Here is a 21,057-nt window from a genome sequence, read left to right as displayed (position 1 = left end):
CTATCGCTCAGAAGAAGATCCTCCTTTTTCGTAGAGACTTATTTCACAGCCCCTTACTATTTTCTATTCTTTATCACTTCCCACAATCTTTCTCCGAAATTAAATACAAAAACTCCAAACAATATAATTCCGCCGCCAACCAAAGTAGAGAGTTCCGGTATTTCATGAGCCAGAAGAAATCCCAGAAGACTGGTAAGGAACGGGGTAACAAACATATAATTGCTTACCTGTGAAGTCTTTTCTGCCTTTGCAAATGCTTTTGACCATGAGACATAGGCGATCGCGCTTGAGAACACACCAAGTATCACCAGATAAACCCATTGTATGGGCGGAGCATTCGTAATCTGTTTGACAGAAACCGGAAGAAATACAGCCAGCAAGATGGTGCCAAAGAATATGCTGAATGCAGACGTCTGCAATGCGGTGTATTTTTTTGTCAGCCGGCGCTGTAAAAGATTATAAAGACTAAGCGCCAAAGCCGCCAGAAATAACCAGACCAATCCAATGTTAAAAGAGAGGATTCCATTCATCAGCGTAAGAACTGCCACACCTGCAAATTCAATGATTAACGCCAGCCACTGGACAAGACTCATTTTTTCTTTATAGACAAACCGCGCAATAAAAGCTGTTAACAAAGGAACGGTAGCAATCACAATACTGCCAGTCGAAGCTGTAACCGTCTTTTGTCCCAGATTAAATGCAATCATATAAAAGAAAAAGCCAAGGGCTCCCGAAAGCATAAAATATGGCAGGTCCTTTCTCCTGGGCAGCTTCATTCTTGTTAATACCCATACGATTATTAACGTACAGGAAGCAACGAAATATCTAAGAAAGCCTAAGCTGAACGGCGTGAAATATTGTAATGACAGTCTTGTCAGAACATAGGCCAATGACCAGAATATAATCGTAATCATTGCATATACATGAAAGTTGTTTTTTAGTTTCATATGGATACTCCGTTTCTTAATATATAGTCAGGAATCAAAATCTTACCTTTTATTTAACCACAATAATTATGGATTGAAAAGTGCTTATTTTTCATTTTGTTATAATAGCAATAGTGAATTGGAAAAAGCTTTTGTCCATGCCCCGCAAATTCATAAACGGCGTAACAAAAATAAAAAGCCTCTAAAATCTCCTTCTACTGCAGTAAGAAGGCGTTATAAAGATACCATGTATATAGGAAAGAGTAAATCCCGTTAATCTGCTCAAAAAACTTGACAATCTTTGATATGATGTGGCATAATATTGGGACAATATAAAATACTCGTGAGGGAGTAGTTTGCGCAGATAATGCGTGTCAAGTCAACATACTGACCAGGAACGGTCTGGCTTGTACTTAATAAACGAGACTCATGTATAGCTATCGCAGCTATACTGGGTCTCTTTTTGAACTCGTGTATAGCGATGCTGTACGCGGGTTTTTTATTTTGTAAAACAGGAGCATGTATGGAGGAAAAAATGCAGGAATTTTTAGAGTCAAAACAGGAACTGATAAAACGGCTGGGTTCAGATGAGACCACCGGATTATCAACATCTCATGCGGAGAAAAACAAGGAACAATATGGCACAAACGTATTAACCAGAGAAAAACCCGAATCTCTTTTTAAACGTATCTTAAGCGCATCCAGTGAACCAATGATTCTGATGCTTATTATGGCAGGAGTCATTGCACTGATCGTTAATATTATTCGTGCCACCACCGGATCTGAAGCGGACTTTCTGGAATGCGTGGGAATCTTCGCCGCCATTTTCCTTTCCGTTTTAATCACCGTTGTTATGGAAGGAAAAAGTGCCAAAGCATTTGAAGCTTTATCCAAAATCAGTGACGATACCATGATTAAAGTATTGCGCAGTGGTGATACCACCATGCTGAGTCAGAAAGAACTTGTTGCAGGCGATATTGTTCTTCTATCAACAGGAGACAAGATCCCCGCCGATGGAAGGCTTTTGCTAAGTTCGGGACTGGCTGTGGATGAATCAGCTTTAACAGGAGAAAGCGTACCTGCAAAAAAAGATGCAGATTACATCATTACTGATGAAAAGACACCACTTGCGGAACGCGCAAACATGCTGTATTCCGGGAATTACATTACCAGCGGATACGGGAAAATGCTGATCACGGCGGTAGGTGATCAGACAGAAATAGGAAAAATAGCAAAGGAACTGACTGGAACAGATCGTACAAGCACACCCCTTCAGGAAAAACTGGCTCGTTTAGGTAAAACAATTACCATACTGGGAATTATCGCAGCTGCTGTTGTGTTTATTTCTGAGCTGATTTCCTTTGCAATCACTGACGGACTTCATCTGGAAGAAGTGCTTAACGCATTTGTTACCAGCATTGTCCTGATTGTTGCTGCAGTTCCGGAAGGACTGCCTACCATTGTAGCTGTGTCACTCTCCATTAATATTATCAAGCTTTCCAAGCAGAATGCGCTGGTCAAAAAAATGATTGCCTCTGAAACTGTGGGCTGCATTAATGTAATTTGTTCCGATAAAACCGGAACCCTGACGGAGAATAAGATGACGGTTTCGGCATTTTACGATGGAACATGGCATGACCGGACTGATGAACTGAATTCAGACTGGCTTATTCACAATGTCTGCCTTAATACCACAGCGGACATTTCCCAGGATGGAACCTTTATTGGAAACCCTACCGAGTGTGCCATGCTGAATTTTTATGAAAGCTCAGCTGCTCGTGGAACGAGCGGAAAGTCCTATAAGGACGAGCGGAATGATCATGATGTCCTGCATGCATTTCCATTTTCCTCTGAGCTAAAACATATGACTACAATCAGCAAGGTTGATGGAAAAATCATCTCCTATGTGAAAGGAAGTCCGGAGTGCGTATTTGCCATGTGTTCCCTTTCGGATAAGGAAAAGGCTGAAATAGAGCATTATATTACCAGATCTCAGGAAAAAGCCATGCGTGTCATTGCCTTCGCTCATAAAGAGCTGGATCAGATGCGTAATTATGAGGAAGACCATCACCACGCAGCCATGGAAACTGATATGAAATTTGATGGTTTTGTGGCGATTTCCGATCCCCTCCGTGCCGATGTATATGAAGCTGTTAAAAACTGCCGCAGTGCCGGGATTGACTTAAAAATACTTACCGGCGATAATATTGTTACGGCAAAAGCCATTGCGGATGAACTTCACATCTTAAACGGAGACCGGATTGCCGTGGAAGCAAAGGAAATCAGTGAACTCAGTGACGACCAGCTGTTGAAGCTGCTTCCGAGAATCAGTGTGATCGCAAGAAGCACTCCCACGATTAAAATGAGAGTTGTTAAGCTTTTAAAATCACAGGGTAATGTTGTTGCCGTAACAGGAGACGGAATTAATGATGCTCCAGCTCTGAAAAATGCCGACGTAGGAATTGCCATGGGGATATCTGGTACAGAAGTTTCAAAAGAAGCCAGCGATATTGTACTTCTCGATGATTCCTTCTCAACCATTGTAAAAGCAATTGCCTGGGGACGGGGAATCTATGAAAACTTTAAGCGTTTTATTCAGTTTCAGCTGACTGTAAATGTCTCCTCTGTAATCGTGGTGTTTACATCCATTCTGTTAGGACTGAAAGCTCCATTTACCGCTTTGCAGTTATTATGGATCAACATTATTATGGACGGCCCGCCTGCTCTTACCTTAGGACTGGAACCCATCTATGACGATTTAATGAGCCGCACTCCTACCAGGCGCAGTGACAATATTCTGTCACGGGCTATGTATTACCGAATCGGTTTCACTGGTTTATATATTTCTGTGATCTTTTTATGCCAGTATGTGTTTAACTTTTTAGGAGCCTCTGGTGAAGAAGCAGGTACGGTATTGTTTACATTGTTCGCATTGTTTCAGTTGTTTAACGCATTTAACTGCAGAGAACTTCACACCACCAGTATCTTTAAGCATCTGCTTCAAAACAGGATTATGCTCCTTGTAATTTCCATTACCTTTGTTCTGCAGATTTTAATTATTCAGTTTGCAGGAGCATTTTTCGGAACCATTCCACTGGGAATCACCATGTGGGCAAAATTGTTATTACTCAGTTTCAGTGTGATTGTGGTTTCTGAACTTATAAAGATTGTGCTGCGACAGACAGTTCAGCAAAAATAGTCGAGAAACAATTCCCTTCGTAATGTAGAATAGGTACTGTTAAGGCAACTGATTATTTTGCGTATTGTGAAGAAGTTGGGTGTGATGTGTGGGGACTTTTGCTGAGCATCCAATCCATTAGCGATGAACCGGTCTGTCTCTGGCTGCCTAAATCCTATATTACACCTGGAACATCAGAGTATGTACAGGGTGTGGAAGTACCGGCTGATTATGACGGGTTAATTCCAGACGGTCTGGATGTCATTGAACTTCCCGCAGCAAGATATCTTATGTTTAAAGGGGAACCCTTTGCAGAAGAAGATTACTGTCAGGCAATTGAAGAGCTTCAGGAAGCCAGAAAAAAATATGACCCATCTGTGATCTGTGCGCAATGGGATTTATCTAACCCGCACATTCAGCTGGAGCCATTGGGGCAAAGAGGCTATGTGGAGCTTTGGCCCATTAAACAATTCTTTTAATGTATCAACTGGAAAACGGCATCTGCTCATGAAAAGAGCGGGTGCCGTTTTATCATTTAACTATAATTTACCCAATTATAACACCATGCACCACAGTGGGATGGTCACAAGTGATAACAGGGTTGTCACTACCACACATTTGGTCGCAAAGATATAGTCTCCGTCATATTTAGCCGCCAGTATGGCTGTGGTGCTCCCCGCCGGCATACCTGTAAGCAGCACGGACACGCCAGATATCATAGGGCGCACAGGAAAGAGGCGGCAGCAGATAAATACCAGAAAGGGAATAAAAAACAAACGGATCAGGGTATATTTCATAATCCCTTTATCAAAGATACTTCCCGCTTTTACCTCTGCAAGAATGGTTCCGATTAATATCATGGAAACAGCTGTGGTACAGCCGCCCACATTTCGTATGGTATTTTCTAAAAATACCGGCATTGATATCTGGGTAATCATAAAAAACAGACCAATATACACGGCTACGATACAGGGGTGGGTAAGAACTTTCTTTACCACTGTCTTTCTGTCCGGACTTTCCGTAAAATAAGATACTCCCGCAGACCACATGACAATTCGCTGGGGAACGAGGAAGATGGACGCATACATTAATCCTTCTGCTCCGTAAACCCCTTCTGCTATTGGATTTCCCATAAAACCGGCATTGGAGCAGACGGTCCCATACTGAAGCACCTTCTTTCGCCGGTCCGGCTCCTTATTATAAAAGGTATTGGCTATGATCAGACAGCCAAACTGAATCAGTGTGGCAATCAGCAATATGACCGCAAAACCTTTTAATATATCCAGATTAAATTCAATGAGAAAGGAACTTATTATATTGCATGGCAGGATGAGATCAATCACCAGATCGGTCAGCACCTGTTTTGCACTGTCCGGCAGGATTCCCAGTTTTCTTAGAATCACTCCGGCTGCAACCAATAAAAAAAGCATACCCTGCAGGTTTATAAGACTGCTATTTATCATATTTATCACTCTTATTTTGATTTCATATATTCATCCATGGCTTCTGCCACAGTCTTTGAGTAGGCCACAGCCTCTACCACCGTTCTGGCTCCTAATACCACATCTCCCGATGCAAATATGCCCGGTATGGTAGTCTGTCCGTTATCGTCCGTCATAAGGAGACCATTCTGACTTGCTTTCAAGCCTTCGGTGGTATTCACCAGTTTGCTTTTTGGTCCCTGGCTGACAGAAATAATGGTGGAGTCAGCAAAAAAAAGTTCCCGCTCTTCCTCCTGGCCAATTGCTTTTCCTTCTTCATTATGAATGACACTTACAAATACAGGACCATCATCTGTGATCTCAACAATCTGCTTTCCAAACTGAAAGTCCGCTCCGTCAAGCTTTGCATAGGCAGTTTCATGCTCGCTGGCATTGCTCACGGTTCCTCTTGCATAAAGCGTCACTTTTCTGGCACCATGACGGATTGCCGTCCTTGCCACATCCATGGCGGAGTTGCCCATTCCAATAATAGCAACGGTATCCCCCAGATTATATGCATCGGGATTCGCCAGATAATCAATGGCATAATGAACATTACCCAGAGATTCTCCCTTTACACCCAGTGTTTTCGGTCTCCACACACCAGTACCGATAAATATACTCTGATATCCGTCACGGATTAAATCCTTTATTTCCAGCGCCGTTCCTATGGCTGTGTTGGGACGAATCTTAACTCCAATTTCCAGAAGCTTTTTCTTGTAACGCTCCAGTATGGATTTAGGAAGGCGGAATTCTGGAATCCCGTACTGTAAAACTCCTCCCACCTTATCTCTGGCATCAAAAATCGTCACACTGTAGCCCTTTTTAGTCAGGAGAATTGCAATGGTGATACCGGCTGGTCCTGCACCGATTACTGCCACCTTTTTTCCGTTTTTCGGCATGCATTCAATTTTTAACTTGTCAAAAACAGTATCGGAAATATAGTTCTCAATACTGCTGATGTGAACTGGCTGGCCTTTCTTTCCCATTATGCAGTGGCCTTCGCACTGTTTCTCATGATTACACACCAGAGAACACACCAGGGACATGGGATTGTTTTCAAATACCATCTCACCCGCTTTGTTTAAATCCCCTTCTTTAAATGCCTGAATCATCTGGGGAATGGCAGTCTGTATGGGACATCCCTGCCGGCATAATGGTTTTTTGCAGTTTAAGCATCTGTTTGCTTCATCAATTACATGTACAGCCATAATTTATTTTCCTTTCGCTTTTGCTCTCTATTATTTTTCCATTTACAATTGTTCTTATGTTGCACATTGTATACAATTCAATGTGTTGGACACATCATATCACATTCAAAATAAGAAAATCAATAGACATGTATCATGTACAAAAAAAAATAAATTATGTCAAAAAAATATCGAATTTACCTGGCTTTCTCCAGAAAAAAAGAGAATTCAAAGTTCTTTGTGCACCCGTGTAAAACAGGCAGCAAAAAACCTTCAATTCTCTTACCAGGTGATTATTTACCTTCGTAGATAATCATCGCATCTACATCATATCCGTTAAGTCTGTCTCTACCGTTTAATCCGGCAAGTTCCATGATAAAACAGATCTTAACCACTTCGCCACCCAGTTCTTCCACCAGCTTAATAATCGCTTCAATGGTTCCTCCGGTTGCAATCAGGTCATCGATAATAACCACTTTCTGTCCTGGTTTAATGGAATCCTTGTGAATCTCTACTGTCGCTTTGCCGTATTCCAGTTCATAATCAGCAGAAAGAACTTCTCTTGGAAGTTTCCCCTTCTTACGCACAGGTATAAAGCCTTTGTGTTCTGCATAGGCTACCGGCACACCAAAAATAAAGCCTCTGGACTCAGGCCCGATTACAGAATCATATTCCACTCCTTTTAACATCTGACGAACGCCATCCACAGCCATGGAAAGTCCGTCCGGGTCTTCCAGAATGGTAGTCACATCACGGAATACAATTCCTGCCTCCGGAAAATCCGGAATGCTTGTGACATAATCTTCTAATTTCTTCATCTTCTATCCCTCATAATCATAAAATTTTCCTGCAGCTTTTCACGCCGACTTACCTATTATAGCGCAAAGAATCTATACAGGCAAATATTGTTTTACATTCTTCTATAATATATTCCGGCTAACTTCTTGGGTGAGCCCCTGCGTAGGTACGCCGCACAGTTTCTTTCTGGGCATAGTTCATATACATCTGTGTTGTCGCCATATCAGAATGACCAAGCATGGCCTGTACTGCATGGATATCCGCACCGTTGCGAAGCAGATGGGCTGCAAACGAATGTCTTAAGGTATGAGGGGTAATATCCGATTGAATGCCCGCTTTATCTCCGTAAAACTTGATGATCTTCCAAAATCCCTGGCGGCTCATGGGTTTCCCGCTGCAATTGGTAAACAGCCAGTCCGATTCCTGCCCTTTTAAAAGAGCTTGTCTGCCCCGTTCCAAATACGCGGAAAGAGCCAGCTTCGCTACCTTGCCAAACGGTATCATCCGTTCCTTATGCTCGTCCCGGCATGTAATATATCCCACGGACAAGTTCACATCCCTGCTCTCTAAATGAATCAGCTCTGAAACCCTGATTCCCGTAGCGTAAAGAAGTTCTAACATGGCACGGTCCCTTAATTCCTTGGGGGAGTCCCCACAGGGCTGGCTTAACAGGCAGTTCACCTCGTCCACTGTCAATATGGTTGGCGCTTTCTTCTCAACTTTTGGCGCTTTTAACAGCTCTGCCGGATCTTTGGGGATCGCCCCTTCTCTGCATTCATAATGGAAAAATGCTTTCATGGAAGCCAGACAGCGTGAAATGGTAGTAGTCGCTCTGCCTTCTTTTTCCAGAAACAGGATATAGGAATTCAGACTTGTTTTCGTCACCTTGTCCACTTCCACGATTCCCTGCTGCCCCAAAAAAGAAGCCATCTGAATCAAATCTCTCTGGTATGACACCTCAGTGTTTTTTGATGTTTTTTTTATCTCTCTTAAATAAATAATAAAATCATTAATATCGGCTACCATTTCAATATCCCCTGACCTTCCGGTTTCAAAAAATGCCCTAAAATAAGGCTTCTTCCTAACATTATATAGACTATTTTCGATAAAATCAAACACATTTTTTGAACAGAAAAAGCACTTTACATAATATATACTAGATATTGGTGGCATGCTCCATTATTTCGCAAGATATGGTAACTTTTGGTCAATCATTTTATTATATTTTTTTTCATGAATTCCCATTTTACAGGACATATTTCAGGAAAACAGGATTGATCCAGGTCTCCAGAGCACTTCCCATGATGCACAGAATAAGAATGAAAAATAGCACGGCAACCCGAAACCGTTTCCCTTTCTGTACGCCCCAGTACAATAAAAGAATCCACAGCGGCAGGTAACAAAGCCATTGGGGCATCACTGTCATGAAAAAAAACGGTAACCCCATTAATCCCTTTTGTACGGTAATGACAGACAAGACAAAGCCCATGGAAAATCCAAGTCCTGCTGTCATAAAACAGTATAAAACGGCAGCATACGCAGTCATTCCTATCAGCCATGCAACAAAAATCTGGATCAGTCTCTGTCTTAAAACTTCTCCGAAGAGTCCTATCCCATTCTGCCCGTTTACACTTTTACTTCTGTCTAACAGTCCCAGATAGTAAACGGCTTCATTTTCAAAAGAAGAATACCAGAAATTGGCAATAACGGTCCCTGCAATCAGTCCGATAAAAAAGCAGACCAGATACCGGTCATCTGCCCTGACTTTCCCTGGAACCTGAATATATCCGCCTCTTAAGGCTCTTCTCTTTAGTCCTTGTCTTAAACGCAGCAAGTAATTGGCCATAAAAATCCCCCTACAGGTCTTGTCATAATTTATGCCTGCAGAGGGTCTGTTTATTCCCTTATTTTACATCATACTTCCTTGCATACGCTAAAATAGCCGCAATTGTTTTACCATCCGTAATCTCTCCCTGATAGATCTTTTCTTCCAGATCCTTCACGGTCCATTCTTCCACTTCAATATATTCATCTTCATCTAAATTCTGAATGGAGGGCTCTAAATCCCGTGCCACGAAGATATCAATGACTTCATCACAGAATGCAACCGTAGTGTTGACTCTTATGAGAAATTCCAGATTTTCTTTTTCTGTCTTATACCCGGTTTCCTCTTCCAGTTCCCTGTGAGCGCAGTCAATCTTTGGCTCCTCAGGAAAGTTCAGTGCTCCCGCCGGCACCTCCAGCGTATACCGGTCCAGTGCATTGCGGTACTGTCTGACCATAAGGATGGTTCCGTCTTTGGTAACCGGGACCACTGCTGCTGCCCCATTATGATGAATGAAGTCCCAGTGTGCCAGATGTCCGTTTGCATCCACGGTATCTTCGTATATTTTCAAAATGCTCCCCTGATATTTCAGGGTTCTGTCTAATCGTTTTACAGGAAGCTGATCCATAACTGGCTTCTCCTTTCCCTGACCTTTGTCTATATCTTCTCACATTTCTTAAAACAGGCATCTGATGCTTTAATCACCGCATTGCGGAAACCATATTCCTCTAATGCAGAAACTCCGGCAATGGTAGTTCCGCCCGGAGAGCAGACCTTGTCTTTCAGTGCTCCCGGATGCTCCCCGGTCTCAAGCACCATTCTGGCACTGCCGGCTACTGCCTGGGCTGCCATCTCATAAGCCGCATCACGAGGGAGACCGTACTTTACAGCACTGTCAGCCAGTGCTTCGATAAACAGATAAACGTAAGCAGGGGAACTGCCGCTGACACATACCACTGCGTTCATCAGGCGTTCCTCTACAATCCTCATTTTTCCAAGGGAAGTAAATATGCTTTCAATGGCGTGCTTCTCTTTGTCTGAAAAAGCTTTTTCGTCATAGCAGACTCCTGTCATACCCTCTCCCAAAAGAGCAGGGGTATTGGGCATGGCACGTACTACTCTTTTTTCCTCTCCCAGTTTTTCCTTCAGCTGGGTGGTTGTAATTCCGGGTGCAATGGATATGATTACATTTTTTTCAGTTACAGTATCCTTAAGCTGCTCCAGAACCGGATCAAAATACTGAGGTTTTACTGCCAGTACAATATATGTTGCAAGTTTCGCACATTCCTGGTTTGATTTCACCCAGTCAATGCCGAGCTCCTTCGATATCTGGGCGCAGCGATCCTGATTTACATCAGTAAAAACAATATCCTCTTTTCCATATTGTTTCAATAATCCTTTGGCAATTGCGTATCCCATATTTCCAATTCCGATGATTCCTATCTTCGCCATCTGATATCCTCCTGCTAATTTACTGCTTTCAATTAGCACCATTCTAACACCATTTTTTCAAATGTCAATGAGGTTAAAATTAAATTTAAATTTCGTATTGACATTTTCTTTCTGATCTCATATACTGTAGCAAAGCAAAGTAATAAACTGTTGAGCAGGAGTAAGTAAGATCTCTTCATCATGCACAGAGAGCTTCCGGTTGGTGGGAGGAAGCGTTGATGTCTGGTCTGAATGGACCTGCGAGGGCGGCTTGAAACCGGTGTTTGTCTCCGGAAGTAGATGCCGACGGGTTTCCTGTCCGTTATCAAGGGGAGGCACATGTTGGTGTGCTATAAGCGGGAGAAGTCTATCTTCTCCAATCAGGGTGGTACCGCGGAACGTATATTTTAAGCTTCCGTCCCTCTTATCCATAGAACTATGGAAGAGGGACGGGAGCTTTTTTTGTTACAGAAAATTCTTATTCAGGAAAGGAGCCAGTAATTATGAACATTACACCGGATTGCAGGGAGATTGAAGCGCTTGGTGCTTCCTACCCTGTCATACCAGTCTGCCGGGAAATTTATGCAGACATTGTAACCCCCATCACACTGCTTAGAAAAATCGGTGCATTAAGCAGTAAGTACTATTTGTTAGAAAGTATCGAGGGCGGCGAAAACTGGGGACGCTACTCCTTTCTTGGATATGATCCGGTCATGAAGATCAGCTGCAAGGATCATGTTGTTACCATACGCCGTTATGACAATAACGGAGGAGCCGCTCTGGATGAAATAGTTCCGACAAACACTCCCTTTGAAATTCTCCGGGAAATATTAAAGGAATACCATTCTCCGAAGATTCCTGGGCTTCCACCCTTCACCGGGGGCTTTGTGGGATATTTTGCTTACAGCATGATCGGGTATGCGGAGTCTGTGCTGTCAATAAAAAAAGGGGACTGCAGCGATTTTGATCTCATGCTCTTTGATACGGTGATTGCCTATGACCATTTGAAACAGAAAATAAGCATCGTGGTAAATATGAAAACTGACCGGATTATGGAAAACTACGGAGCCGCCTGTGCAAGACTGGAAAGCATTGCACGGATGATCGGAGAAAATACTCCTCTGAAAAAATCGACGGTACAGGGCAGACCGGATTTTCACTGCAATGTTACCAAAGAGGAATACTGCCGTATGGTGGAGAAGGCAAAGGATTATATTGTGGACGGTGATATTTTTCAGGCAGTTCTGTCCAGGCAGTTTCAAAGCGAGTATCATGACAGTCTTCTAAATGCTTACCGGGTGTTAAGAACCACCAATCCCTCCCCTTACATGGTTTATCTTCACATGGATGAGACTGAAATCATCAGCACCTCTCCTGAGACCCTGGTCCGGTTAAAGGACGGCAGGCTGACCACCTTCCCCGTTGCCGGTTCCAGACCAAGAGGGCGCTGTGAAGAGGAAGACAGACAGCTGGAAGAGGAACTGCTTGCTGATGAAAAGGAGCTGTCTGAACATAACATGCTTGTGGATTTAGGACGGAATGATCTGGGGAAAATTGCAACGTTTTCCACAGTTGAGGTCACCGGATACAAGATGATCCACCGGTTTTCCCGGATTATGCACATCTGCTCCCAGGTAGAGGCAGACATAAGACCAGACTGCGACGGGCTTTCCGCAATCGAGGCCGTACTTCCTGCCGGCACACTCTCCGGTGCACCAAAGATCCGTGCCTGTGAGATTATCGAGGAGCTGGAGAGGGAGCCAAGGGGCATCTACGGCGGTGCTCTTGGATACATTGATTTTACCGGAAACATGGATACCTGCATTGCCATACGGATGGCAGTGAAGAAAAACGGAATGGTAACCGTTCAGGCCGGCGGCGGAATTGTGGCTGACAGTGTTCCGGAGCTGGAATATGAGGAGTCAGGCAACAAAGCAAAGGCTGTAATTAACGCAATTGAAACGGCTGGGGAGGTGAATGACTGATGATACTGCTGATTGATAATTATGACAGCTTTTCCTATAATCTGGTCCAGCTGTTCGGTTCCATTGAGCCGGATATAAAAGTTATAAGAAATGACGAAATGTCGGTAGAAGAAATCCGCCTCCTGCATCCTTCCCATATCATACTTTCTCCCGGGCCAGGATATCCCAAGGATGCGGGTGTGTGCGAGACTGTGGTAAAGGAGCTTGCCGGAACGGTTCCCATTCTTGGTGTCTGTCTGGGGCACCAGGGGATCTGTGAGGTGTACGGGGCAAATATTACCCACGCAAAAAAGCTGATGCATGGAAAGCAGAGTCTGATTGACATTGATCACTCAGATCCCATTTTCAAGGGACTTCCAGATACAATCCCTGCTGCCAGATACCATTCTCTGATCGCTGAAAAAGAATCCCTTCCGGACTGCCTGACTGTAATCGGAACGGATTCCATCGGAGAAGTCATGGCAGTGAAGCACAAGGAATATCCGGTCTACGGACTTCAATTTCACCCGGAATCCATACTCACGCCAAATGGAATGACCATATTAAAAAATTTTCTGACCATTATATAAAGGAGGTAACCCAATGATTCAAGAAGCAATCCATGAGGTAATTGAAGGGCAGGACTTAAGTTTTGAAGCGGCAAGAGAGGTTATGAATGAAATTATGAGCGGAGAAACAACTCCCGCCCAGATGGCAGCATTTTTAACGGCTCTTCGCATGAAAGGCGAGACCATAGATGAGATCACCGCCTGCGCAACTGTTATGAGAGAGAAAGCCATGAAACTGGCTCCTGATTTTCCTGTTATTGATATCGTGGGTACAGGAGGGGATGAGGTGGGAACCTTTAATATCTCCACTACCAGCGCCTTTGTGGTGGCTGCAGGAGGCGTTCCGGTTGCAAAACACGGGAACAGAAGCGTTTCCAGTAAAAGCGGCGCTGCGGATGTATTAGAACAGCTGGGCGTTAATTTAAGTCTATCTGCAGAACAGTCTGGAAAGGTTTTAAAAGAGACTGGTATGTGTTTTCTCTTTGCACAGACCCATCATTCTTCCATGAGGTATGCAGGCCCTGTGAGAAAAGAGCTGGGAGTCCGTACCATTTTTAACATTCTGGGGCCTTTATCAAACCCTGCAGGCGCCACCATGCAGCTGTTAGGTGTTTATGACAAAAAGCTGGTGGAACCCCTTGCGCAGGTGTTAAGCAACCTGGGTGTGAAACGAGGGCTGGTTGTCTGCGGGTCAGACGGTCTGGATGAAGCAACTGTAACGGGTCCTACCCATGTCTGTGAGATCCGTTTCGGGGAGCTGATTCCCTATGAAATCACACCCGAACAATTTTCCTTAAACTGCAGCAGCCTATCCGATCTGCTGGGCGGAACCCCTGCAGAAAATGCGGTAATCACGAAAGAAATTTTAAACGGGACACTTCGCGGCCCCAAGAGGGATATTGTGATTTTAAATTCTGCTCTCAGCCTTTACCTGGGTATTGATAACTGTACCATCTCCGACTGCATTAAAACAGCTGCTGACTTAATCGATTCCGGTAAAGCTGCTGCTAAACTGGAGGAATTTGTGAAAGCAGTGAATGAGGTAACTTTATGATTCTCGATACACTGGAGGCCGCCTCAAGGCAGCGGGCTGAGGCGGCAAAAAAAGCGATTTCTGTAAGTCAGATGGAGGAAATGGCATACAAAGCCTTTGAAACCGGAAAAAGGGAATCTGATTTTTCTTTTGAAAGAGCCATCTCCTCTCCCGGTATCTCCTTTATCTGTGAAGTAAAGCGTGCCTCTCCCTCAAAAGGAATGATTGCACCGGATTTTCCTTACAGGGAAATTGCCATGGAGTATGAAGAAGCCGGGGCCGATGCCATCTCTGTGCTCACAGAGCCGGATTATTTTCTTGGAAAAGGGGAATATTTAACCGAAATCAGCCGGTCGGTTGCCCTCCCCCTTTTAAGAAAGGATTTTACCGTTGATCTTTATCAGATCTTCGAAGCAAAGGTGCTTGGTGCCTCCGCAGTTCTTCTCATCTGCGCCCTTCTGGATACGGAAAAGCTGAAAGAATACATCAAAGTCTGTGACAGACTTGGACTCAGCGCTCTTGTTGAGGCTCATGATGAGGAAGAAATCCACAGCGCACTGTCTGCCGGGGCCCGCCTGATTGGAGTCAATAACCGGAACTTAAAGACATTTGAAGTTGACTTTGAAAATTCCATTCGTTTAAGGGGTCTGGTGCCTGCAGGAACTGCTTTTATTGCAGAAAGCGGAATACAGACCGCTGACGATGTAAAACGGCTGTATCAGGCGGGAGTAAACGGAGTCCTGATCGGAGAAAGTCTGATGCGCTCTCCTGATAAAAAAGCAATTTTACAGGAAATGAGGAAGGCTGCCAATGATATACTCTGAAAAGAAAATTAAAATCTGCGGTCTTACAAGGAAAGAAGACGTGATTTCCCTTAACTGCTATAAACCGGACTATGCAGGGTTTGTTTTTGCTCCTGGGAAACGGCAGCTCACCCCCAGGCAGGCAGCGCTTTTAAGAAATGATTTGCTCCCGGAAATCCCTGCTGTGGGTGTCTTTGTAAACAGCTCCGCCGACGAAATCATTTCTCTTGTAAAAAGTGATATTATTCAGCTGATCCAGCTTCACGGGGAGGAAAGGGAAGCGGAAATTCTGGAACTGAAAGACAAATTAGACCGCCCGGTCCCCATTATTAAAGCAATCCGCGTACAGTCAGCAGAGGAAATTTTAGAGGCGGAAACACTCTCAGCAGACTATCTGCTTCTTGACTCCTATGTCAAAGGAATTCAGGGCGGCAGCGGAACAAGCTTTGACTGGACCATGATACCAGCCATAAAAAAGCCCTGGTTCCTGGCAGGCGGAGTTGGTATGGCAAACATAGATGCCGCTCTTAAAACAGAAGCTTTTTGTCTGGATGTCAGCAGTCTTGTTGAAACAGAAGGAAGAAAAGATCCGGAAAAAATAAAAGAAATCATACAAACAGTAAGGAGTGTAAAATGATGTCAAAAGGAAGATTTGGACAGCACGGCGGACAATTTATCCCCGAAACGCTGATGAATGCAGTGACGGAACTGGAGAAAGCATACAATGCCTGTATGCAGGATGAAGAATTTCTTGCGGAGTTAAAGGCACTTCATGAAACTTATACAGGAAGACCTTCTCTCCTGTACTATGCAGAAAAAATGACAGAGGATCTTGGCGGTGCAAAGATTTATTTAAAGCGGGAAGATTTAAACCACACTGGATCTCATAAAATCAACAATGCACTGGGTCAGGTTCTCCTGGCTAAGAAAATGGGAAAAACCCGTGTTATCGCAGAAACCGGTGCAGGCCAGCACGGCGTGGCTACTGCTACCGCCGCAGCCTTAATGGGTTTGGAATGCGAAATCTTCATGGGAAAAGAGGATACGGACCGCCAGGCATTAAACGTATTCCGTATGGAGCTTCTGGGTGCCAAGGTTCATCCGGTTACCAGCGGAACCCAGACATTAAAGGATGCGGTAAATGAAACCCTTCGGGAATGGACCAACCGGGTGGAGGATACCCACTATGTTCTTGGCTCTGTTATGGGACCTCACCCATTTCCCACCATTGTACGTGATTTCCAAAGCATCATCGGGAAAGAAGTGAGGGAACAGATCTTAAAAGCAGAAGGGAAGCTTCCCGATATGCTCATCGCCTGCGTGGGCGGCGGCAGCAATGCCATGGGCCTGTTCTATGATTTTATCGGGGACAGCTCTGTTAAGCTGGTCGGCTGTGAGGCTGCCGGACACGGTATTGATACGGATAAAAATGCGGCCACCATATCCACCGGAACCGTAGGAATCTTCCATGGAATGAAATCCTATTTCTGCCAGGATGAGTACGGACAGATTGCTCCCGTATACTCGATCTCAGCAGGACTTGACTATCCGGGAATCGGACCGGAACACGCCGCACTGTTTGACACAGGAAGGGCTGATTATGTTCCTGTCACCGACAGGGAAGCGGTGGAGGCATTCGAATATTTATCCCGAAAAGAAGGAATCATTCCTGCCATTGAAAGTGCCCATGCAATCGCTTATGCCAGAAAAATTGCACCTGCTATGGGAAAAGACCAGATTATTGTCATCAACTTATCCGGCCGTGGAGACAAAGATGTGGCCGCAATTGCTCGTTACAAGGGGGTAGAAATCTATGAGTAGAATCAGTGAAGCATTTTCAAAAGGAAAAGCATTTATTCCGTTTATTACCGCCGGCGATCCCGATCTTACCGTAACGGAGAAGCTGGTTCCTGCCATGGCAGAGGCAGGGGCTGATATAATAGAGCTGGGTATTCCTTTTTCTGACCCGGTTGCAGAGGGAATCGTGATCCAGGAAGCAGACCAGCGAGCTCTTGCCGCTGGCACGACTGCAGATAAAATTTTCGAATCTGTCACCCGCATACGGCAGAAAACAAATGTCCCTTTGGCGTTTATGACTTACATTAATCCCATATTTGTATATGGCAGTGAGCGTTTTATTAAAAACGCGGCAGAATGTGGCATTGATGCTCTTATTGTGCCCGATATGCCTTTTGAGGAAAAAGAGGAGCTTCATCCCATCTGCCAGAAGTACGGGATTGACTTGATTTCTCTGATTGCCCCAACTTCTAAGGAACGGATTACTGCCATTGCATCGGAAGCGGAGGGGTTTGTTTACTGTGTTTCTTCCATGGGTGTAACCGGCGTAAGAAAAGAAATCACCTCGGACATCGGAGATATGGTTTCTCTCGTAAAAGCATCCAGGGACCTTCCCTGTGCCATTGGTTTTGGAATTTCAACACCGGAGCAGGCGAAGGAATTAAGTAAATATGCAGATGGCATTATCGTGGGAAGTGCCATTGTAAAGCTGGCTGCCCTGCATGGCAAAGATTGTGTAGAGCCAATCTGTGACTACATAAGAGAGATGAAATCTGCCATTTCGAAATGATTATCTACTTGACATCCATATGTACCGGTGCTACACTAGTGCCACAAGAGGGAGCTCGTATGCGGGCTGAGAGGAAGTTATCAAGCTTCGACCTTTATAACCTGATTTGGGTAATGCCAACGTAGGGATTTATACAAGACGGATGTATCTATCTGGGCCTGTACCTATCTGGTATGGGCTCTTTTTTTGTCCTGTGCCGTAAATCCCTTCAAAGAACGAAGGAGGACTACATATGAATTACACCACACAGATGGATGCCGCAAGAAAAGGCATTCTGACCAGAGAAATGGAAATCACAGCGAAAAAAGAGGGAATGAAGCCGGAAGAGTTAATGGAGCTGGTGGCCGAAGGCAAGGCAGTCATTCCCGCCAACAAACACCATGCCTGCTTAGAGCCAAACGCCATTGGTTCCATGCTGAAAACAAAGATTAATGTAAATCTTGGAACCTCCAGAGATTTAAATGACATGGATTTAGAACTGGAAAAGGTCGAGGATGCAGTTTCAATGGGCGCTGAATCTATTATGGATTTAAGCTCCTTTGGAGATACCAGAAAATTCCGAAAGAGGCTGACAAGCCAGTGCCCAGCCATGATTGGAACCGTACCGATTTATGATGCTGTGGTTTATTATCATAAACCCCTTAAAGAAATAACATCTGAGGAATGGATTCAGATTGTGGAAATGCATGCGTTAGACGGAGTGGATTTCATGACCATTCACGTGGGCATCAACAAGCAGACGGCTCATCGATTTAAAGAAGCAAAACGCCTGACTAATATTGTATCCAGAGGCGGGTCCATTATCTTTGCCTGGATGGAGATGACGGGAAATGAAAACCCATTTTATGAAAACTTCGACCGCATTCTGGAAATCTGCCGGGAGCACGATGTCACATTAAGTCTTGGAGACGCCTGCCGTCCAGGATGCATTGAAGATGCCACCGATATTTCCCAGATTGAAGAACTGGTTACGCTTGGGGAACTGACCCGCCGTGCGTGGGAAAAGGATGTGCAGGTAATTATTGAAGGACCCGGGCATATGCCTCTTGACCAGATTGCCGCCAATATGAAAATTCAGCAGACCATCTGCAAAGGCGCTCCGTTCTATGTATTAGGACCTCTGGTTACAGACATTGCTCCCGGTTACGATCACATTACCGCAGCCATTGGCGGTGCCATAGCTGCCGCTGCCGGAGCTTCTTTCCTCTGCTATGTGACCCCGGCGGAACATTTAAGGCTTCCCGATGCCGATGATGTGAAGGAAGGCATTATATCTGCCCGGATCGCTGCCCATGCTGCTGACCTGGCAAAGGGTATCAAAGGGGCTAAGGAGTGGGATCACCAGATGAGTGATGCAAGAAAACGCCTTGATTGGGAAGCTATGTTTAATCTGGCCATTGATCCAGAGAAAGCCAGAAGATACCGCGCATCCTCCAAACCGGAAAAGGAAGATACCTGTTCCATGTGCGGCAACTTCTGTGCAATGAAAAATATGAACCGGATTTTAGACGGAGAAATTGTCAACATCTATGATGAATGAGACTGACCTGGAAGGAGTAAAATCATGTATATAAAAACAGACTCGGGCAAAACAGCCATGTCCCGGATTTCTTCAGGAGTTACGATTAAAAAACTGGCAGCCAGTGGAATGCTTGTGGCACTTACCGTTTCACTTTCCGGCTTTTCCATTCCCATTGGAGCCTCTAAATGCTTTCCCATTCAGCACCTGGTTAATGTTCTTGCAGGAGTGTTTTTGGGTCCTGCCTACGGTGTTGCTATGGCATTTACCTCATCTCTTATCAGAAACTTATCCGGCACCGGAACCCTTCTTGCCTTTCCCGGAAGCATGGTGGGGGCAATTTTCAGTGCACTTCTGTTTCAAAAGACTGGAAAACTTCTATGGGCTTACGCAGGAGAAATTATTGGAACAGGGCTTATGGGAGCAACTCTCTGCTATCCGGTTGCCACGCTGATACTCGGCAAGGATGTTGCAGTTTTCTTCTTTGTGATTCCTTTTTTGATGAGCACTGTATGCGGAACAGTATTTGCCGCATTCTTATTAGAAACATTCCGCAGACTTTCATTGCTCTCCTATCTGCGTCAGCTCATTGGCTAATGTCTTTTGCTTGACAAAGAGTATTTGCTGCAATAAGATTAAGAGGTAAATACTATAAAAGAGGTGAAGAAATCCCGGCATGTCCGATGTTATGAATTCACGGCATGGATATCGCTGGAAATGAGTAAATAAATCAACGAAACAGATGAAAATTAACGAGCTGATTTTTCAGCCTTATTTTCGTGTCTGCTTTTATGATTTTATTTACTCTCAGACTTTTCTTTCACTATTTAAGAACAGCCGCGGAGTAATATCCGCGGCTATTATTTTATCAATTTTTAAGGAGGCCTTACTATGCTGTATGAAATCAAAGAATTATTAAAACGTCCTGAATTATATCAGGAAACCAGTATTCCTTTTTGGGATGATGAGTACATCTCAAAGCAAATGTTTAAAGCCCATCTGGATCCGGAATTTGACGGAGCCAGCCGTAAAATGGCTTTTATCGAAAAATCAGTAAAATGGATTGCTGGCACTGTTCCGCCCAAAGACTATCCCCTTTTACTTGACTTAGGGTGCGGTCCCGGAATCTACGGGGAATTATTTGCAAGGGCTGGATATCAGGTAACTGGGGTGGATTTTTCCTCACGTTCCATTGATTACGCAAAAAAGTCAGCAGCTGAAAAGAAGTTAAACATTGATTATTTCTACCAGAACTACCTTTCCCTTGAATTAAACCGCAAATTTGATTTTGCCGTTATGATTTACTGTGACTACGGTGCTCTTTCTACTGAAAAAAGGAAAATAGTTTTAAAACAGGTTTATGATCATCTAAAGCCCGGGGGGAAATTCTTATTTGACGCCTTTTCCTTAAATGAGTTCAATGCCTTCCAGGAAAAACAGATATGGGAGGTTCAGGAGCAAAACGGATTCTGGCGGGAGGAGGGATATGTTGAACTAAAGAGATGCTGTAAGTATCCGCAGCATGTAACGCTGGAACAATACATTATTATTTCCAAAGCAGAGGCTTCCTCTTACTATCTCTGGAATACCTTCTACAACAAAGAGACCTTGTTAAAAGAGGTGGAAGAATGCGGATTTAAAACTTACGGAATATATGGGGATGTGTCTGGTACCACATGGAATATGGAAAGTCCCACAATTGCAGTGATTTTGGAAAAATAGAATGAGGGGAGGTGCTTATGCATCTCCCCCT

General features: G+C 44.3%; 19 protein-coding genes, 1 pseudogene, 1 riboswitch and 1 other annotated feature. Of the genes and pseudogenes, 12 read left to right on the top strand and 8 right to left on the bottom strand.

All coding sequences use genetic code 11. From position 1 onward, the window contains the following. Positions 1-56: 56 nt before the first annotated feature. Positions 57-947 carry a DMT family transporter gene (locus ABS301_RS23985; RefSeq protein WP_349674579.1) on the bottom strand — a complete coding sequence of 297 codons (891 nt, stop codon included), beginning with the start codon at positions 945-947 and terminating at the stop codon, positions 57-59. A gap of 502 nt (positions 948-1,449) precedes the next feature. Between ABS301_RS23985 and ABS301_RS23980 the strand changes: the two genes are divergently transcribed. Further along, positions 1,450-4,125 carry a calcium-translocating P-type ATPase, PMCA-type gene (locus tag ABS301_RS23980; RefSeq protein WP_349674578.1) on the top strand — a complete coding sequence of 892 codons (2,676 nt, stop codon included), beginning with the start codon at positions 1,450-1,452 and terminating at the stop codon, positions 4,123-4,125. Between the two features lie 38 nt (positions 4,126-4,163). Further along, a pseudogene (locus tag ABS301_RS23975) lies at positions 4,164-4,583 on the top strand (AraC family transcriptional regulator); the annotation flags it as partial. Positions 4,584-4,658: 75 nt separating this feature from the next. Here ABS301_RS23975 and ABS301_RS23970 read toward each other — a convergent pair. From ABS301_RS23970 to proC, 7 genes are all read right to left on the bottom strand, one after another. Continuing rightward, positions 4,659-5,567 (bottom strand): AEC family transporter, encoded by a 909-nt coding sequence (locus ABS301_RS23970; RefSeq protein WP_349674577.1) that lies wholly within the window; start codon positions 5,565-5,567, stop codon positions 4,659-4,661. Positions 5,568-5,578: 11 nt separating this feature from the next. Further along, positions 5,579-6,796: an NAD(P)-dependent oxidoreductase gene (locus tag ABS301_RS23965; protein ID WP_349674576.1), complete on the bottom strand. Its 1,218-nt coding sequence runs from the start codon at positions 6,794-6,796 to the stop codon at positions 5,579-5,581. A 272-nt stretch (positions 6,797-7,068) separates the two neighbouring features. Next, positions 7,069-7,593, bottom strand: a complete 525-nt coding sequence (locus ABS301_RS23960) for an adenine phosphoribosyltransferase (protein ID WP_349669032.1) — start codon at positions 7,591-7,593, stop codon at positions 7,069-7,071. 118 nt (positions 7,594-7,711) lie between these two features. Continuing rightward, a complete protein-coding gene (locus tag ABS301_RS23955) occupies positions 7,712-8,599 on the bottom strand; it encodes a site-specific tyrosine recombinase (RefSeq protein ID WP_349674575.1) in 888 nt (295 codons plus the stop codon). A 220-nt stretch (positions 8,600-8,819) separates the two neighbouring features. After that, the gene (locus ABS301_RS23950; protein WP_349674574.1) at positions 8,820-9,419 is read right to left on the bottom strand and encodes a stage II sporulation protein M; all 600 of its coding nucleotides are present in this window, start codon (positions 9,417-9,419) and stop codon (positions 8,820-8,822) included. Positions 9,420-9,477: 58 nt separating this feature from the next. After that, entirely contained in the window at positions 9,478-10,026 is a 549-nt protein-coding gene (locus tag ABS301_RS23945) for an NUDIX hydrolase (RefSeq protein WP_349674573.1), read from the bottom strand. A gap of 29 nt (positions 10,027-10,055) precedes the next feature. Continuing rightward, positions 10,056-10,850 carry a pyrroline-5-carboxylate reductase gene (gene proC / locus ABS301_RS23940; protein WP_349674572.1) on the bottom strand — a complete coding sequence of 265 codons (795 nt, stop codon included), beginning with the start codon at positions 10,848-10,850 and terminating at the stop codon, positions 10,056-10,058. A 141-nt stretch (positions 10,851-10,991) separates the two neighbouring features. Further along, positions 10,992-11,255: a binding site (T-box leader), on the top strand. A gap of 77 nt (positions 11,256-11,332) precedes the next feature. Between proC and ABS301_RS23935 the strand changes: the two genes are divergently transcribed. The 10 genes from ABS301_RS23935 to ABS301_RS23890 all read left to right on the top strand — a co-directional run bounded on the left by ABS301_RS23935 (position 11,333) and on the right by ABS301_RS23890 (position 21,026). After that, a complete protein-coding gene (locus tag ABS301_RS23935) occupies positions 11,333-12,814 on the top strand; it encodes an anthranilate synthase component I family protein (protein ID WP_349674571.1) in 1,482 nt (493 codons plus the stop codon). After that, on the top strand, positions 12,814-13,383 hold the full coding sequence (locus tag ABS301_RS23930; protein ID WP_349674570.1) for an anthranilate synthase component II: 570 nt from the start codon (positions 12,814-12,816) through the stop codon (positions 13,381-13,383). Before ABS301_RS23935 ends, ABS301_RS23930 begins: the two co-directional genes overlap by 1 nt. Before the next feature lie 13 nt (positions 13,384-13,396). Next, positions 13,397-14,416: an anthranilate phosphoribosyltransferase gene (trpD, locus tag ABS301_RS23925; protein WP_349674569.1), complete on the top strand. Its 1,020-nt coding sequence runs from the start codon at positions 13,397-13,399 to the stop codon at positions 14,414-14,416. Beyond that, complete coding sequence (gene trpC, locus ABS301_RS23920; RefSeq protein WP_349674568.1) at positions 14,413-15,219, top strand: indole-3-glycerol phosphate synthase TrpC; 807 nt, start codon at positions 14,413-14,415, stop codon at positions 15,217-15,219. The genes trpD and trpC overlap by 4 nt, the downstream gene beginning before the upstream one ends. Continuing rightward, positions 15,206-15,835 carry a phosphoribosylanthranilate isomerase gene (locus ABS301_RS23915; protein WP_349674567.1) on the top strand — a complete coding sequence of 210 codons (630 nt, stop codon included), beginning with the start codon at positions 15,206-15,208 and terminating at the stop codon, positions 15,833-15,835. The genes trpC and ABS301_RS23915 overlap by 14 nt, the downstream gene beginning before the upstream one ends. Next, entirely contained in the window at positions 15,835-17,019 is a 1,185-nt protein-coding gene (gene trpB, locus ABS301_RS23910; protein ID WP_349674583.1) for a tryptophan synthase subunit beta, read from the top strand. Before ABS301_RS23915 ends, trpB begins: the two co-directional genes overlap by 1 nt. Then, positions 17,012-17,785: a tryptophan synthase subunit alpha gene (trpA, locus tag ABS301_RS23905; RefSeq protein WP_349674566.1), complete on the top strand. Its 774-nt coding sequence runs from the start codon at positions 17,012-17,014 to the stop codon at positions 17,783-17,785. Before trpB ends, trpA begins: the two co-directional genes overlap by 8 nt. 37 nt (positions 17,786-17,822) lie before the next feature. Next, positions 17,823-17,931, top strand: a riboswitch (TPP riboswitch). Positions 17,932-18,017: 86 nt separating this feature from the next. Continuing rightward, a complete protein-coding gene (thiC, locus tag ABS301_RS23900; protein WP_349674565.1) occupies positions 18,018-19,325 on the top strand; it encodes a phosphomethylpyrimidine synthase ThiC in 1,308 nt (435 codons plus the stop codon). A gap of 57 nt (positions 19,326-19,382) precedes the next feature. Next, a complete protein-coding gene (gene thiW, locus ABS301_RS23895; RefSeq protein ID WP_502878002.1) occupies positions 19,383-19,901 on the top strand; it encodes an energy coupling factor transporter S component ThiW in 519 nt (172 codons plus the stop codon). Between the two features lie 294 nt (positions 19,902-20,195). Further along, positions 20,196-21,026 (top strand): class I SAM-dependent methyltransferase, encoded by an 831-nt coding sequence (locus ABS301_RS23890; protein WP_349674563.1) that lies wholly within the window; start codon positions 20,196-20,198, stop codon positions 21,024-21,026. Positions 21,027-21,057 lie beyond the last annotated feature (31 nt).

Source organism: Lacrimispora sp., assembly GCF_031982545.1.
In the GTDB taxonomy this organism is placed as follows: domain Bacteria; phylum Bacillota; class Clostridia; order Lachnospirales; family Lachnospiraceae; genus Lacrimispora.
Note: the sequence above shows the minus strand (reverse complement) of the source record. Positions and strands in the feature narration are given on the sequence as shown.